The organism is Clostridium sp. CTA-5 (assembly GCF_054768135.1).
Map to the genome: position 1 here is coordinate 702,084 of NZ_BAAAAT010000001.1, position 16,741 is coordinate 718,824.

At 26.1% G+C, this 16,741-nt stretch carries 12 protein-coding genes, 1 riboswitch and 1 other annotated feature; of the genes, 9 read left to right on the plus strand and 3 right to left on the minus strand.

The features are described from left to right. The first annotated feature begins 166 nt into the window (after window positions 1-166). Both pulA and ACYUET_RS03290 read left to right on the plus strand, forming a co-directional pair. A complete protein-coding gene (pulA, locus tag ACYUET_RS03285; RefSeq protein ID WP_460277815.1) occupies window positions 167-3,160 on the plus strand; it encodes a type I pullulanase in 2,994 nt (997 codons plus the stop codon). Between the two features lie 320 nt (window positions 3,161-3,480). Next, window positions 3,481-3,945 (plus strand): methylated-DNA--[protein]-cysteine S-methyltransferase, encoded by a 465-nt coding sequence (locus tag ACYUET_RS03290; protein ID WP_460277816.1) that lies wholly within the window; start codon window positions 3,481-3,483, stop codon window positions 3,943-3,945. A gap of 55 nt (window positions 3,946-4,000) precedes the next feature. On the opposite strand, the gene ACYUET_RS03295 is transcribed toward ACYUET_RS03290, so the two are convergent. Next, the gene (locus ACYUET_RS03295; RefSeq protein ID WP_460277817.1) at window positions 4,001-4,798 is read right to left on the minus strand and encodes a histidinol-phosphatase HisJ family protein; all 798 of its coding nucleotides are present in this window, start codon (window positions 4,796-4,798) and stop codon (window positions 4,001-4,003) included. A 226-nt stretch (window positions 4,799-5,024) separates the two neighbouring features. Here ACYUET_RS03295 and ACYUET_RS03300 point away from each other — a divergent pair, with 226 nt between their 5' ends. From ACYUET_RS03300 to ACYUET_RS03325, 6 genes are all read left to right on the plus strand, one after another. Then, window positions 5,025-5,204, plus strand: coding sequence for a hypothetical protein (locus ACYUET_RS03300; protein WP_460277818.1), 180 nt, complete (start codon window positions 5,025-5,027; stop codon window positions 5,202-5,204). 280 nt (window positions 5,205-5,484) lie between these two features. Next, window positions 5,485-6,780: an amidohydrolase gene (locus ACYUET_RS03305; protein WP_460277819.1), complete on the plus strand. Its 1,296-nt coding sequence runs from the start codon at window positions 5,485-5,487 to the stop codon at window positions 6,778-6,780. 118 nt (window positions 6,781-6,898) lie between these two features. Beyond that, window positions 6,899-6,994, plus strand: a riboswitch (purine riboswitch). Window positions 6,995-7,273: 279 nt separating this feature from the next. After that, window positions 7,274-7,532: a binding site (T-box leader), on the plus strand. Between the two features lie 266 nt (window positions 7,533-7,798). Next, complete coding sequence (tyrS, locus tag ACYUET_RS03310; protein WP_460277820.1) at window positions 7,799-9,013, plus strand: tyrosine--tRNA ligase; 1,215 nt, start codon at window positions 7,799-7,801, stop codon at window positions 9,011-9,013. Window positions 9,014-9,253: 240 nt separating this feature from the next. Beyond that, the gene (locus tag ACYUET_RS03315) at window positions 9,254-10,066 is read left to right on the plus strand and encodes a purine-nucleoside phosphorylase (RefSeq protein WP_460277821.1); all 813 of its coding nucleotides are present in this window, start codon (window positions 9,254-9,256) and stop codon (window positions 10,064-10,066) included. A 280-nt stretch (window positions 10,067-10,346) separates the two neighbouring features. Next, on the plus strand, window positions 10,347-11,102 hold the full coding sequence (locus tag ACYUET_RS03320) for a threonine/serine exporter family protein (protein WP_460277822.1): 756 nt from the start codon (window positions 10,347-10,349) through the stop codon (window positions 11,100-11,102). Window positions 11,103-11,107: 5 nt separating this feature from the next. Next, entirely contained in the window at window positions 11,108-11,551 is a 444-nt protein-coding gene (locus tag ACYUET_RS03325) for a threonine/serine exporter family protein (protein WP_460277823.1), read from the plus strand. Between the two features lie 218 nt (window positions 11,552-11,769). Here ACYUET_RS03325 and ACYUET_RS03330 read toward each other — a convergent pair whose 3' ends face one another. Together ACYUET_RS03330 and ACYUET_RS03335 are read right to left on the minus strand one after the other, a co-directional pair. After that, window positions 11,770-13,797: a YcdB/YcdC domain-containing protein gene (locus ACYUET_RS03330; protein WP_460277824.1), complete on the minus strand. Its 2,028-nt coding sequence runs from the start codon at window positions 13,795-13,797 to the stop codon at window positions 11,770-11,772. A gap of 367 nt (window positions 13,798-14,164) precedes the next feature. Then, window positions 14,165-15,514 carry a [Fe-Fe] hydrogenase large subunit C-terminal domain-containing protein gene (locus ACYUET_RS03335; protein ID WP_460277825.1) on the minus strand — a complete coding sequence of 450 codons (1,350 nt, stop codon included), beginning with the start codon at window positions 15,512-15,514 and terminating at the stop codon, window positions 14,165-14,167. Window positions 15,515-15,825: 311 nt separating this feature from the next. On the opposite strand from ACYUET_RS03335, the gene ACYUET_RS03340 reads away from it, so the two are divergent. After that, entirely contained in the window at window positions 15,826-16,620 is a 795-nt protein-coding gene (locus tag ACYUET_RS03340; protein ID WP_460277826.1) for a MerR family transcriptional regulator, read from the plus strand. Window positions 16,621-16,741: the final 121 nt, after the last annotated feature.

The window sequence follows — 16,741 nt, forward strand, 5'->3', positions numbered from 1 at the left end:
TAGCTTTTAATTTGATACATTTTAATTTAAAGTTTATAACTATAATTTATATTCAATTTTAAATATTCATAACACTACTTTAAATTTTGTAAAAAATTACAATATTTAAAAATTATAAAAAATGGTACAATTTAAATGTAAATATTTACAAGGGAGGGGTATGTATATGAATAGAAATAAGAATTTTATAGCAAGTATATTGGTAATAATGTTCATGTTTACAATGATTCAAATACCAATTAACAAAGTACAAGCTAGTGAAACAGATGACACAGTTTATCTAAAGATAAGATATAACAGAGTGGATAGAGATTATAATGACTGGAATGTATGGTATTGGGAAAAAGACAAAGAAGGGAAAATGGCTAGTTTTAGTGGAGAAGACATTGATGGAAAATTTGCAGTTATAAAAGCTAATAAAAAAATGAATCAATTGTTTTTTATTATTAGAAAAGGCAATTGGGATGATAAAGCTACTGGCGATGAGGTGATAGATTTAAATAATGGTGATAGAGAAATTATTATAAATCAACAAAAAAAAGGAGTTAATAGAGAAGATAAAGAACTTAACAGACATTATAAAAATATAAAATTAAATTTACATTATTGTAGAAATGATAAAAATTATGATTCATGGGATGTATGGTCTTGGTGTGATGAAAATGATGCAAAAGGCTATGAATTTACTAAAGAAGATGAGTATGGTAAAGTAGCAAAAATTAATAAATCAAATGAAAATAATAAAAAGGAGATATCTTTTATAATCAGAAAAGGTGGAGATGAATGGCAAGCTAAGGATATAGATAAAGATAGAAGTATAGATCTTGCATATGCAAATAATAAGGGAGAGATAAATGCATATATCATTGAAGGTGATGAAAATGTTTATATGAGTATTGATGATCAAACTAGAAATAGAATAACTTCTTTAAAAATTGATTCAATTAATGAGATTAATTTTAAATTAAATGCTGAAAATTTTAATACTGATGATTTTATTTTAAAAGAAAATGGTATCGTTATCAGTAAGGATTTATATTCTGCTGATCTTGATAAAAGTGGATTAAAAGGTAGCATTAAACTCAAAAAAAATATAGATTTAAAAAAGATATATTCTTTGGAGATTCCTGGTTATGGGATGAAAAATGCTGATTTAAGAAAAGTATATGGAAGTAATGAATTTGAAAGTTTATATTCATATGATGGAAATTTAGGAGCAATTTATAATAATGACGAAACAAATTTTATTTTATGGGCACCAACAGCAAGTGATGTAAAAGTAGTCTTTTACGGAAAAGATGGAAATTTATATTATTCGCCTGCTGAAAAAACATTAGATATGGTTAAAGGTGAAAATGGAATTTGGACAGCTAAAGAAAGTGGAGATTTAGATGGTGTTTATTATAATTATTTAGTAACTATCAATGGAAAAGAAAATGAGGTTACAGATCCTTATGCAAAAGCAGTTGGAGTGAATGGAAATAGAGGAATGGTAATTAACTTAGGGTCAACAAATCCATCAGGATGGGAAAAGGATAGAAGACCAGAACTTAAAAATCCAACAGATGCTACAATTTATGAAATGCATATCAGAGATTTATCTATAGATGAAAATTCAGGAATTAATTTAGAATATAGAGGTAAATATAAAGGGGTTTGGCAAGATGGAACAACAATTCCAGATGGAGATATTAAAACAGGAGTTGCTCATTTAAAAGAATTAGGAGTGAATACTGTTCAATTAATGCCAAGTTTTGATTATACATCAGTAGATGAAACTAAGCTTAATATACCACAATTTAATTGGGGGTATGACCCACAGAATTATAATGTTCCAGAGGGTTCATATTCATCTAATCCTTATGATGGTAGAATTAGAATAAAAGAGTTTAAAGAAATGGTAAATGAACTTCATAAACAAGGTATAAGAGTTATTATGGATGTGGTTTATAATCATACTGATTCGAGCCAAAATTCAGTACTTAATTTAGCTGTACCAGATTACTATTATCGTCAAGATTCAGAAGGAAATTTTTCTAATGGTTCTGGTTGTCGTAGTGAGGTGGCATCAGATCGTTCAATGGCTAGAAAACTTATTATCGATTCAGTTAAATATTGGGTAAAAGAATATCATATTGATGGATTTAGATTTGACTTGATGGCAAATCATGATATTGAAACAATGAAACAAATAAGACAAGAATTGGACAAGATTGATAAAAATATATTAATATATGGTGAAGGTTGGGCTGCTGGTCCATGTGCATTACCAGAGGAGAAACAAGCATTAAAAATTAATGCATCTGAATTTGGGAAAATGCAAATAGGTATGTTTAGTGATGATATAAGAGATGGATTAAAAGGAAATGTATTTAATGATACTGAACCAGCATTTGTTAATGGACAACCAGGGTTTGAAGAATGGGTGAAATTTGGAATAGTTGGTTCTACTAGACATGATGATATAGATTATAGTAAAGTGAGATATTCAAAAAAGCCATGGGCAAATGAACCTTATCAAGCAATAAATTATGTATCATGTCATGATGACTTAACTTTATGGGATAGATTACAAACTGTTGAACCTAATAAATCAGATAAAGAATTACAAAATATGAATAAGATAGCAGCAGCAGTAGTGTTTACATCACAAGGTATTCCATTTATTCAAGCAGGAGAAGAATTTGCTAGAACAAAAGTTAATGAAGATGGAAGTCTTAATAAAAATAGTTATACTTCTTCAGATGATATTAATAAATTAGATTGGAATAGAATTGAAAAATATAGAAATTTATATGAATATTATAAAGGTTTAATTGAATTAAGAGCATCACATAAGGCATTTAGAATGGGTAAAACTGAAGATATTCAACAAAATCTTAAGTTTTTAGAAAAAGGAAAAGATTTTGAAGAAGATAATGTTGTTGCATATACTTTAGATGGTAAAGCGGTAGAAGATAAATGGGAAAACATTGCGGTTATATTTAATTCAAATTCAAAACCAGTTAAAGTAAACTTACCAGATAATAATTGGACAATTGTAGTGAATAAAGATAAAGCAGGAATAGAAGAGCTAGGTAAAATAGAAGGTGGAAAAATAATTGTGCCAGCAAACACATCTTATGTACTTGTTGATACAAAAAGTTATGAAGAAAAATAATTTAAAATAATTAAATAAAAAATATGTGAAGAGATTGCATTAAAATATAAATTTTAAAATCAAATGTATCTGCTTCACATATTTTTATGTATTTTTTAGGGTAAATATGAAAAATAGCTAATCATTATATACTCGTTTTCACAAGCTTTTCATAGGTATATCTTAAGATATGCACTCAAATAAATATATAAATTGACACTTAATAAAGTTTGATTTATTCTTAGGTTGTATATGTGTTTTAAGCCAAGAATAAATAATAGTTTAAAATATATATAAATATTAAAAAAGATTTTTCTATATGTTATAAAGGGGATGATAGGATGAAAAACATATTTTTTTATCAAACAGATATTGGTGAAATAGGGATTGCTGAAAATGGCAATGCTATCACAAATCTATATTTTGAAAGAATAGATTTAAAAGATAATTTTAACTTAAGTGAAACGAAACTTATAAAAGAAGCATACTCTCAATTGAAAAGTTATCTTTTAGGAGATAGAAAAGACTTCGCATTACCACTTCAACTTGAAGGAACTGATTTTATGATGAAGGTTTGGAGTTCACTAACTCTCATCCCATATGGTGAGACTTGTACATATGGAGAAGTCGCAAAATCTATTGGTAATGAAAAGGCATCAAGAGCAGTAGGACTTGCAAATAATAGAAATCCAATTCCTATTTTCATTCCTTGTCATAGAGTAATTGGAGCAAATGGTAAATTAGTTGGATATTCAGGAGGAATAGATATAAAAAAATATCTTTTAAATTTAGAAAAAGTAATTTAAAAGATATTTTTTAAAATTATAGATTTATGTTGTTTTGTAAAACTAATAGGGAATATTATAGTTTTATAAATTCAGGTTTCATTTTATTAAATCTACAGACATATTTAAATCCAATTTCTCTAAGAACATCATGAACATATGGAAATTCAGTTGCAATTTGAGAAGTAATATGAGAATCAGATCCAACAGTAATGATTTCTCCACCTAAATGCTTGTACATTTTAAGTATGTTTGTAGAAGGTGTTAAATCAGGTAATTTGTATTTAAATGAAGAGGTATTAAGTTCAATACCTTTACCATTTTCAATAACCTTTTTTAATATTGATTCTAAATAGTCGTTAAATAAACTATCATCTAAAATAGTATCATAATTTCCATATCTTTTAATTAAATCAACATGTCCTAAAACTGAGTAGTCTGTAAAAGAATTAACAATATTTAATAGAGTTTTATAATATCCTTCATATACTTCAAATTGAGTTTTACCTTTATGAAAATCTCCAGTACATAATTCAAATCTATCTATTGTATGTATTGAGCCAATAACAAAGTCTAAGTCGTGTTCACGAATTTCTTTAGAACATTGTTCTAAAATATGACTTTGAAGTCCCATTTCGATACCCTTTTTTATAGAAATTTTATTGGAATATTTATTTTTATAGAATTCTAATTCCTCTAAATATTTGTCATAATCAATTTTTACATTAGGATTTCCAAGCACATCATAATCTATGTGATCGGTAAAACAAATTTCTTTAAGTCCTAATTCTATTGATTTTTTTATCATGTCTATCATGGGTGTAGTTGAATCTGCTGAATAATGACAATGCATATGGTAGTCAGAGTAAAACATATACAACCCCTCCTTTAAGTATAATTTATATATTAATTATACTCTGTATAATTTTAATGTCCACAATAAGGGCAAAGTCTTAAGTTATATGTATATATTTTAAGTAAATTTAACATATATAATATAGATGTATTATATATATTAATTTCTTTAATGTGCCTTAAAATATAATTTATGTTATAATGTTCAAGTAAATTTAACATAATGATTAAAAGGAGGAGATAATATGTTCACTAAGGATGAACTTTTAGTTATTGAAGATGCATTAAGAATTGCAGATGAAGAATATATAAGATTATTAGATGAAAATAAAAATAATAAGAATAGAATGGTTGCTTACAACAGAAAACAAAAGAAGTTATGGTTAGTTCAAAATAAACTTAAAAAACTTTTAAAAGAGCAATAATAAAATTAGGCATATGAAACAAAATAATAGTTTAAAGAATGGGTGTATATTTTGCGTAAGATAAGGAAAGAAGCTCAGTTAATAGCAGACTATTGGCTAAATTTGCTAACGCAAAATAGATGAGCATACGAGTATATTATTTTCTGAATATGTCTTAATTTAAAAGTATAAATTTAAAATAACAAAAAATTGCTATTGAAATATTCAATTTTTTTTGTTAATATAATTAAAATTATAAGTAGCCGCTACCGCAAATAAAAAAGAAATGAGGGTACTTATTATGTTATTTAAAAATATTACAATTGTTAATGAAAATTATGATGTTATTAAAGATACCAATGTATTAGTTGAAGGAAATCAGGTTAAGTATATTGGATCAGAAATACCTAAAGATTATAATGGTGAGATATACGATGGAAAAAATAAAGTAGCAATGCCAGGTTTTTTTAACACTCATTGCCATGTTCCTATGACATTACTTAGAGGATATGGAGAAGGGTTGCCATTACAACGTTGGCTACAAGAGAAAATATTTCCATTTGAAGCTTTACTTACTGATGAAGATTGTTATTGGGGAACTTTATTAGGAATTAGTGAAATGATTAAAAGTGGAGTTGTATCATTTACTGATATGTATTCTCGTCTTGAAACTTTAGTACAAGCTATTGAAGAAACAGGTATAAAAGCTAATATTTCAAATTCATATCTTAAATTTGATGATAACGAAGATTATTTTAAGGATAGATCATATAAAGATACTGAATTTATTAGAAATTATGTAAAAACATCTGTGCATGATCGTATCCGAGGAGATGTTTCTATTCATGCTGAGTATACTTCAACAGAAAAAGTAGTTAGACAGATTTCTGAATATTGTAATGAAGCTAATATGAATATGCATATTCATCTTTCAGAAACAGCAAAAGAACAACAAGCTTGTAAAGAAAGACATGGTTTAACACCAGCAGAATATTTCTTTAAATGTGGAACATTTAAAAGTAAAACAACAGCAGCTCATTGTGTTTTCTTAGAAGGTGATGATTTTAATATACTTAAAGAAAATGGAGTTACAGTATCACATTGTCCAACAAGTAATTTAAAACTTGGAAGTGGTATAGCACCAATAAAAACAATGTTAGAGCATGATATTAATGTTACTATTGGAACAGATGGTGCAGCAAGTAATAATAATCTTAATATGTTAGAGGAAGTTAATCTTGCAGCATTATTACACAAAGGAGCTAATAATGATCCATTATTTTTAGGACAAAAAGATATATTAAAAATTTCTTGCTTAAATGGTGCAGTATCACAAGGTAGAGAAGATTGTGGATGCATTAAGGTTGGCAATAGAGCAGATATTATTATATATGATTTTGATAAACCTCATATGCAACCAGCATTTGATGTATTAGCAAACATATTTTATTCTGCACAAGCAAGTGATATATGTTTATCAATGATAGATGGTAATGTTGTATATAAAAATGGTATTTTTACTAACATAGATATGGAAAAAGTTTATTATAATGTAAATAGAATAAAAGATGAGAAACTTAAGTTATTAAAATTATAGTTTAAAATCATGTATTTATTAAATATAATATTTATATTAAGTTTTTATAGTACGATTTAACATTATTAATAATAAATAAAACAAATTTGGCGGTAGCGAGAAAGACTAAATATAATCATTAAAATGTGTAATATTAACTTATATAAGTTCATAATAGGTTGAACGTTTCTACCAACTACCTTAATAGTTGATTATAAGTTAATCCTTTTACGGGATTACTATATTCAATTTTAGGGTAGTTGTTTTTTTGCATTTAAATTAACTATCAAGTATATAGTAAATTAGCCGTAAAATACTTCAAGATTGTATTTTAGAATAATGTTAATCTACAGTATATGATGTATTATTTTAAATATATATTATAAATAATACATGGGAAATAATAACTTTTACTTGACAAAAAAATGTTACTTAACTATAATTATAAATAATTTAATATATATCGCATAACTAAGATTTATAATTTATTATATTTCGGAGTATGAGATTTTCAATAAAAGCAATGAAAAGAACAAGTAGAGATTAGTTAAACCAAACAGAAAGTTACCGGTTGATGAGAGGTGCATGGATACTGATTTTGAATACATCTTAGAGCTTCAAGCTGAAAAGAAATTTTTCTAAGTAGGTGATGACGGTTCCCTGCACCCGTTATAGTGCTAAAGTATAACCAGATGTGGCGTACTTGAAGAGGTTAATTATGTGAGTGATTAATGAATTAGGGTGGTAACACGAGATATGCTCTCGTCCTTTATATATAAAGGATGAGAGTTTTTTTATTCTTTAAGAAATTATATTACTAAATAATATGAGGATAACTTCTAGAATATTTTAGAGTTATGATAAGTATTCCTAAAGAATAAAAAATAATCATATGCCGCACCATTCTTCCTGCAATATGTTTGGAAAGGGTGCATGGCTAAAAAATTGACATTCCATAGTCACTTAGCGATTTTTTATTGCATATTGAATCTTATAGAACTTGCTTATATAAAATTTAAAATATAAGGAGTTAAAAGATATGAAAAAAACAATTGATGAACAAATTAAAATTATATCAAAAGGAGCAGCAGATATTATAAGTGTTGATGAATTGAAAGAAAAACTTATAAAATCAGAAAAAGAAAATAAACCATTAATAATTAAGCTAGGATTAGATCCAAGTGCTCCGGATATACATTTAGGTCATGCTGTTGTTTTAAGAAAAATAAAACAAATGCAAGATTTAGGTCATAAGGCTGTTATTTTAATTGGGGATTTTACAGGTAAAATTGGAGATCCAACAGGTAAATCAAAAACAAGAAAACCGTTGACTCAAGAACAAGTTTTAGAAAATGCATTAACTTATCAAAAACAAATTTTAAAAGTATTGGATAAAGAAAAAACTGAAATTAGATTTAATAGTGAATGGTTATCAAAGTTAAGTTTTGAAGAAGTATTAAAGTTAGCTGCAACAACAACTGTTGCTAGAATGTTGGAAAGAGATGATTTTAAAAACCGTTACAGTAATAATGCACCTATTGGAATCCATGAATTTTTTTATCCACTAATGCAAGGATATGATTCTATTAAGTTAAAGGCTGATATAGAATTAGGAGGAACAGATCAAACATTTAATATTCTTATGGGAAGAACCCTTCAAAAAAATATAGGAATGGAGCAGCAAATAGCAATATTTATGCCAATACTAGAAGGTTTAGATGGGGTTGAAAAGATGAGTAAAAGTTTAGGTAATTATATTGGTGTAGATGAAAAAGCTGAGGTAATGTTTAAAAAGGTAATGGAAGTTCCAGATAATCTTATTATAAAATATTTTGAATTAGCAACAGATGAACACCCAGATAGAATTGAAGAAATAAAAAAAGAATTAGAAGAAGGCAAAAATCCAAGAGATATTAAGTTTGAATTAGCAAAAATTATTACCAACTTATATCATACAGATAAAGAAACTAAATATGCTATTGAATACTATGAACAAGTTTTTAAACAAGGAAGTTTACCTCAAATAGTACCGGAAGTAACAGTATCGTCAGAATGTAATACATTAAAGGATGCTGGAACGATTCTTGTAAAAAATAGAATAGTAGCTTCTAATAATGAATTTAGAAGATTAGTAAATCAAGGTGGTGTTCAAATCAATAACAAAAAGGTAACTGATTTTGATAATTCACAAATAGAAAACGAAGATATAATTAAAATTGGTAAAAAGAGGTTTGTTAAAATAATAAAGTTATAGTATATTATTTTACAGATTATAAGATTATATATAGTATAGATATCTATTAGTTATTAATCAAAGCATAATATAGATTTATTTTTGGATATATTGTAATATATATGTAATTAATTTATAGTTTAAATGTTATCTTTAATTATGATTTTTATATATAGAATTATATATACTATTTTATAATAGATATTAACTTTGAACTATAAAATCAACTTATAATTAAATATAAAAAATGGAGGGAATTTTATGTACGATAAAATAATGGAATCTGTAGATTACATAAAGAGCAAAGTAAATAGAGAGCCTAAAATTGCAGTAATATTAGGTTCAGGTTTAGGTGATTTAGTTAATGTAGTTGAAGATACTGAATATATATCTTATGAAGATATTCCTAATTTTCCTGTATCTACAGTAAAAGGTCATGAAGGAAAGTTAGCATTTGGTAAAATTAATGGCGTAGAAGTGTTATTAATGCAAGGAAGATTTCATTACTATGAAGGATATACAATGAAAGAAGTAACATATCCTATATATGTAATGAAAAAATTAGGAATCGAAAAGATTATTGTAACAAATGCTTGTGGTGGAATAAATACAGATTTTGAACCAGGAACATTAATGATTATAAACGATTTTATAAACCTTTTTGGAACAAACCCTTTAATAGGAGCAAATGATGAAAGATTAGGAACAAGATTCCCAGATATGTCAGAACCATATAAAATAGATCTTATCAATAAGGCTAAGAAGGTTGCAGACGAATTAGATATAAAATATAAAGAAGGCGTTTATGCAGGATTTATGGGGCCATATTATGAAACTGCTGCTGAAGTTAGAATGATAGGAAAACATGGAGCAGATGCTGTTGGTATGTCAACGGTACCAGAAACAATAGTAGCTAATTATTTAGGAATTGATGTGTTAGGAATAGCATGTATAACTAATATGGCAACAGGAATACAAAAAGTTAAACATTCACACCAAAGAGTTGTAGAAACAGCTCAAAAAGCTTCAGCAAATCTTTGCAAGTGGGTATCAAAAGTTATAGAAGTAATGTAGTATTATATGGCTTGATTTTTAGGATAAGGCATTGTAGAAAATACAATGCCTTATCCTAATTTTACGTTTTAAAATAAGTGATTTTTATTATATAGAATTTATAGATTTAAAGATTAGAAAGAATCTATATTAGGGATATTTTAAATACATAATTATAGAGTGGTGTAGTTATTTTTTATCTTAAATATTTATAATAAATAATTCTTGATATAAGTATCTTAATTACTATATTATTATAGGGAAGTATAAAATTTATATTACTATAATTAAGGAGCTTCTTATGGAATTAAAAAATGTAATTGATATTGCACTTACAGCAGGAGAAATATTGTTAGCTAATGGTGCTGAAACATATAGAATAGAAGAGACAGTGGTAAAAATATGTGAAGCTTATGGTTTTACAGGAGAATGTCTATCAATGTCAAATGGTCTTTTGTTATCAGTAGAACAATCAGGAGTTAATAAGCTTACTTCAATGAAAAAAGTAAACAAAAAGCATGTAGATTTGTATAGAATAGAACTAATAAATTCATTTTCAAGACAAATTTGTGAAAAGTCATTATCATATGAGGAAGCTAAAAAGATATTAGATAATATTAAAAAGGCTCCTACTTTTACTTTACCTGTAAGAATAATGGCAGTATGTATGACGGGATTTATTTATACACTCTTCTTTAATGGGTCTTTATTAGATGGAATCTCATCTATAATAATATGTTTAATTACATACGTAATACTTGAAAAGATTTCAGAATTGGGATTTTTTCAATTCTTGGAGTTTTATTTGGCAGGATTACTAATAGGAGGGGGGAGTATATTATCCGAAATGCTTATTAGTTCAATTAATAAACATAATGTAATTACAGGTGCAATAATGATACTTCTTCCAGGTGTTGTTTTAACAAATGGAATAAAAGATATTCTTTATGGTGACTTTTCATCTGGTGTTGCAAAATTTTTTGAAGCGATTATTGTTATTATAGCAGTGAGTGCAGGAATAGGTACATCATTAATTATTTATTTGAAAGGAATGTAATTTATATGTTGATAAAAATGACCATACTTGCATTTTTAGGTAGTGTATTTCCAGTTATATTATTTAATATTGATAGAAGAAAAATAATATGGACAGGAATTGCTGGTGCTTTTGGATGGATAGTTTATAGTATTGTTTTCCAGAAAACAGGGAGTCAGGTAATAAGTTCATTTTGGGGAGCTTTTGCTGTAAATATATATAGTGAATTTATGGCTCGTAAAAAAAAGACCCCAGCATCAATGTTTTATATACCAGGTATATTTCCATTAGTGCCAGGTATAACAGCATATAGTACTATAAGTTATATTGTTGAGAATAATTTTAATGATGCTTTAAATAAAGGTATACTTACATTATCAATAGGAGGTGCAATTGCATTTGGAATTATGTTATCATCTACTGTTGTTAGGTTTATATCAAAGTTAAAATTCAAGTGGTCAAGCAATTAATATTTAAAACTTATATGTATTAAAATAAATTTACTATATTAAAATACAATAAATATAAAGCTATCTCAAATAATATAAACATGTTTTTTGAGATAGCTTTTTTTAATTATAAACTATAAAAATTACTTTAAAACATAGTATATAAGTTCATAACTATACTGGAAAGTGATGTTTATTTATATTAATGAACAAACATTAGTGGAACTTATATAGTATAATTAATTTTGTATTAGTAAATTATAAATAATTTGTGCTGCTTCTGCATTGGTAACATTATTTTTAGGATTAAACTTGCCTTCATTATCTCCATTCATTATATTAAGTGCAAAACATATAGCAGCATAGCCTTTAAAGTTTTCATCAATCTCATCTTTAAATGGATTAACAAATACTTTTGAATGTAGTGCTATTTTTTCGTATTTTAAATATCTTACTATTAATTTAGCTATTTCTTGATTTGTAAGTAAGCTGTTTGGAGATTTTTCTTCTTCTTTAAGTATATTAGTGTTAATTAACATATCATAAAATTCATCATCATTATAAAAATTCTGAGTAGGTGAATATAAATATCTTAAAAAATTAATTTGTGTGATGTTATTATCAGGATTAAATTTTTCTCCTTTTAGATAATACCCATTGTCTAAAAGGTGTTTTATTGTTTTCTCACACCAATGTCCATTTATATCTGTATATTGTGGGATTTTAAAATCTTTATATATCTCACCATTAAAATCTAATCTGTTTCCGTTTATAGGATCAATAAGATAAAATCCATTTAAATCTATAAAATCATATGCTAAATAAATCTCATCATTATTATTAATAATGTATTTTAATCCGAAATTTTGATTAGCATTAACCTTATTAAAAGCTACTTCTTTATTTATAGCATTATTAATATCAGGAAAAGTGACATTATCATACCAGACGTTGTTATAATGGATAATATTACCTGAATTTTTATCAATTACAACTCTTAAAAAATTATCTACAAAAGCAATTCCATTTACTTGGCGAATAAAATCAAAAGAATATTGCTTAATATCATTAGATATATTATCTAATCTTAAATCTGTATTGGTATCATATTCTGTTTCAGAAAATTTATTAGTAGCTACTTCTTTTAAAAACTTTTCTGCAATATTTCTAGCTTCATACTTTGATAAATTTTTGTTTTGCAAATTGTCATTATAATATGAATTAAAAGCTAATAATTCACCAGATTTTGCATCTATTTCACCATAAGCATTGTCAGACATCATTTGCCATACATATTGATTAGATATATTGTTCTTATTTAAATAGCTATTAGTTAAGTTTATATTAGGTAAATATTTTTTTAAGATATTTTCAGCGTCCTCTTTTGTAATAATTCCCGAAATATCTTTTATAGCATCATTTTCTTCTTTTGTCAAAGTATCTAAAGTTTCATTAATATTATTTGCTTTCCCTTCTCTATAAAGTGGATTAATATTATTTTTATAAATAATGTCTCCAGACTTTGCATTAATCGCTAAGTTATTTGTATTATCTATAGAATATGCTGGAAATATATTTAGTTTATTTTGTTTATAATCATAATAAGAATGATATTTTAAATTAAGACCTATTTTTTCAATATAATCTTTTTTTGCTTGTTCATAATTAATAATATTATCTACAGAAGGATATTCAAAATTGCTTTTATCAGGTTTTGAGAAATTAAATAGTGTAACTTCATTAGTGTATTTATTTACGTTTATATTAACAAAAATAAAATCAGTTGGTAAATCATTTGCAAATTGTTTATATGTGAATGAATAATTATTATTTAATGTATCATTATCATGTGTATTAATTTTTTTCATAGAATTTGCATATGAAGGGAGTGCTTTTAATAGAAATTCTTCTGCTGAATGTTGAGCTTTTTCTTTAGTAATTTGTGAAATGCCTGTAAGAGTATCTTCATTACAAGATTTATAATAATTATATAAATTACCATTTTCGTCAATTGATACTGAGATATTTCCTTGCTTTCCTCCTTTTTCAGCCCAATTAAGTTCTAATAATTTAGTTGTTGTATCATCGTGGATTATAGAATGAGAAAAGGTTGTATAACTTTCAGGAATGTTTACTATACTTTTAGCTTTTTCGATAGCTTGTTCAAGATTTTTGCTATCATTTTCCGTTGCAAATGCTTTAGTAAAACTCATAGAAAATATTAGCGTTAAGGTTAAAATAAAACTTGTAAATTTTTTTAGTTTCATTGACAAACTCCTTTCTTACAAATAGTTAATAAAATTAAAAAATGAGGTTTGAGAAAAATTACAAAATTTAGTTAATATTATATTAACATTATTATAAGAATACTTCTACTAAAAATAAGTGTATAAATTCTAATAAGGAATATAAAATAATAGACTCAAAAGCGTTGTATATTCTATATAAGATAAGGAATTACTTTATTTAATCGAGATATAAGTTAAATTTATTGACACAATATTATTCAAAATGGATGAGTATATCAGTCTATTGCTTCTTTGAATATGCATAAACTTATGAATTTATATAAAAAATTAATAAAGACTATCTCAAATATATAAATAATTTTGAGATAGTCTATTTATAAGAATTTTAAAATTTACGTTCAAATATAGCTACTTTTTCTTCATCTTTAAAATCATCTATTGAAGATATATCAAGTTTTTCTAAAACATCATCAATAGTCTGACTATGAAGAGGGACTTTAATAGATGAATCATAAGCAAATTCATCAACTGCCGTTTTGCCCTGTGTAGGAGGTATAATAGCTTTAGGTCCACCTACACATCCACCAGGACAGCCCATACCTTCTATAAAATTAGCATCAACTTCATGTTTGAGAGCTTTTTCAAGAATTTCCTTACAATCTTTAACTCCATCAACCTTAATAGGTTTGAAATATTTAAATTTTTCAGGATAAAGTTCTTCTATAGTTTCAGAAACAGCAGTTGAAACACCACCAGTTCTTGCATATAAACGTCCACCACGTGATGCATATTCAATAGAAGGAATTCCTTCAAGCTCACTAGGGTTAATATCTAATGCTTTAAATATTTGATCAACTTCTTGGAACGTTAATACAAAATCTATTATTCCAGCTAAATCTTTTTCTTTTGCTTCGGCTTTTTTTGCAATGCATGGTCCAATAAAAACTACTTTAGCGTCTTTATTTAATTTTTTAATAATTCTTCCTGCAGCAATCATTGGAGATACTGAAGGGGAAAGATTAGGAACAAGATCTTTATAAACTTTTCTAAGCATTCCTACCCACATAGGGCAACAACATGAAGTAATCATTAAATCATTAGGACCATTGACATGCTTATCAAATTCTACAGATTCTTTTATTGTAAGAATATCAGCAGCAAAAGCTACTTCAATCATATCAGTAAACCCTAACTTTATAAAAGCAGCTCTTAATTGATCAATACTAACATCATCCCCAAATTGTCCAGAAATGGCAGGTGCTACAGCAGCAATAACAGTTTCATGTTCATTTATTAAATTCATTACAGGAATAAATTCAACTTTGTCTAGAATTCTTCCATTTTTACATGCATCTACGCAAATTCCACAATGTATACAACGATCTTCATCAATACAAGTTGATTTGTTTTTAGTATCATAATATATAGCATTAAAAGGACATGCTAATTGACAAGTAAATTTTTTATTTTTATCAGGATTACAATTAGAATTGCAACATTCAAGTTTTTCAATTATTCTTTTATTAACTGTATATTGTGTTATTGCTTTCTTTAAATTATAAACATAGTTATTATCAAATTTTATATCAACTCCACATAGTGATGTTATAATTGCAAATGTTTCTTGTGGAGATGTTTTATGACAAACCATTATACGCTTAAGTGTTTCATCAAAATCTCCATGATAATATGATTGAACTAATGTATCAAATAAATCAGAATATTTACTATTCATTAATATACCTCCAACTAAATCTAATAAAAAGATATTCTTTTAATTTATAATTAGTATGGATTAATTTATATAGAATAATACAATATTTACACTTATAACATTTAATTATTTATTATATTTTATTTAAAGTGGACGTTTGAAATTGAGATGGTCCCTTGCTAATCAGAATCTATATAAGGAATATCTTTGAAATATTATTTTCTTTTAAATTTATAATATAAATTTAAAATTTCTTATTGACTTTAACGTAACGTAAAAGATTATACTTAAATTAAGCTAGCAAAACAAACTAATGATTTGGAGGGGTAAGTTTGCTTAACATAGGAGAATTCTCAAGAATATGTTCAGTTACTACAAGAACATTAAGACATTATGACAATGTAGATTTAATAAAACCTAAAATGATTAATGAGGAAAATGGATATAGGTTGTATGATATATCTCAAATTAGAGACATGCTTCTTATTACTAGACTTAAAGAATATAATTTTTCTCTTGAAGAGATCAAGGAAATTATTTCAACTAATGATAAAAAATTTATACTTAATAAAATAACTGATAAGAGATTAGAAATAAAAAATACAATTGAGCAATTTAAATATATAGAAAAGCAGATAACAAAAGATATAACAAATTTAAAGAAGGGATTGGATGTTATGTCATTTATAGATAATATTGAAGTTAAATTAGTTGAAACTGAGGATATTAATATTCTTAATTCTAGACAAAGAATGAATGTAGAAGAATATTGTTATTATATTGGCAAACTATTTGAGATGGTATATTCTAAACGCTTTAAAGTGGTAGGATGTCCTATGTCAATATATCATGATAGTGAGTTTGATCCAGAAAATAATGATACAGAAGTAGCACTTCCTATAAAAGAAAGCAATGAATTTACTAGAATTTTAAATGGTGGACTTTGTGCTATGGCAACTCTTGTTGGAGCATATTCTAAACTTCCAGAAGCTTATGGAAAATTAACTGAATGGATTGATAAAAATGGATATGAATTTATTGATCCTCCATATGAAAAATATATAAAAGGACCGATGGACGGAGGTAATATTATTACAGAGATATACTTTCCAGTAAAAAAGAAGTAATTAAATAAATTTTAAAATAGCCTATTTCAAAAACACATTTATGTATTTGAAATAGACTATTTTTATTATATATTAGTTTCATTACTTTTACATAATAAATGGATTTATGATAAAATAATAA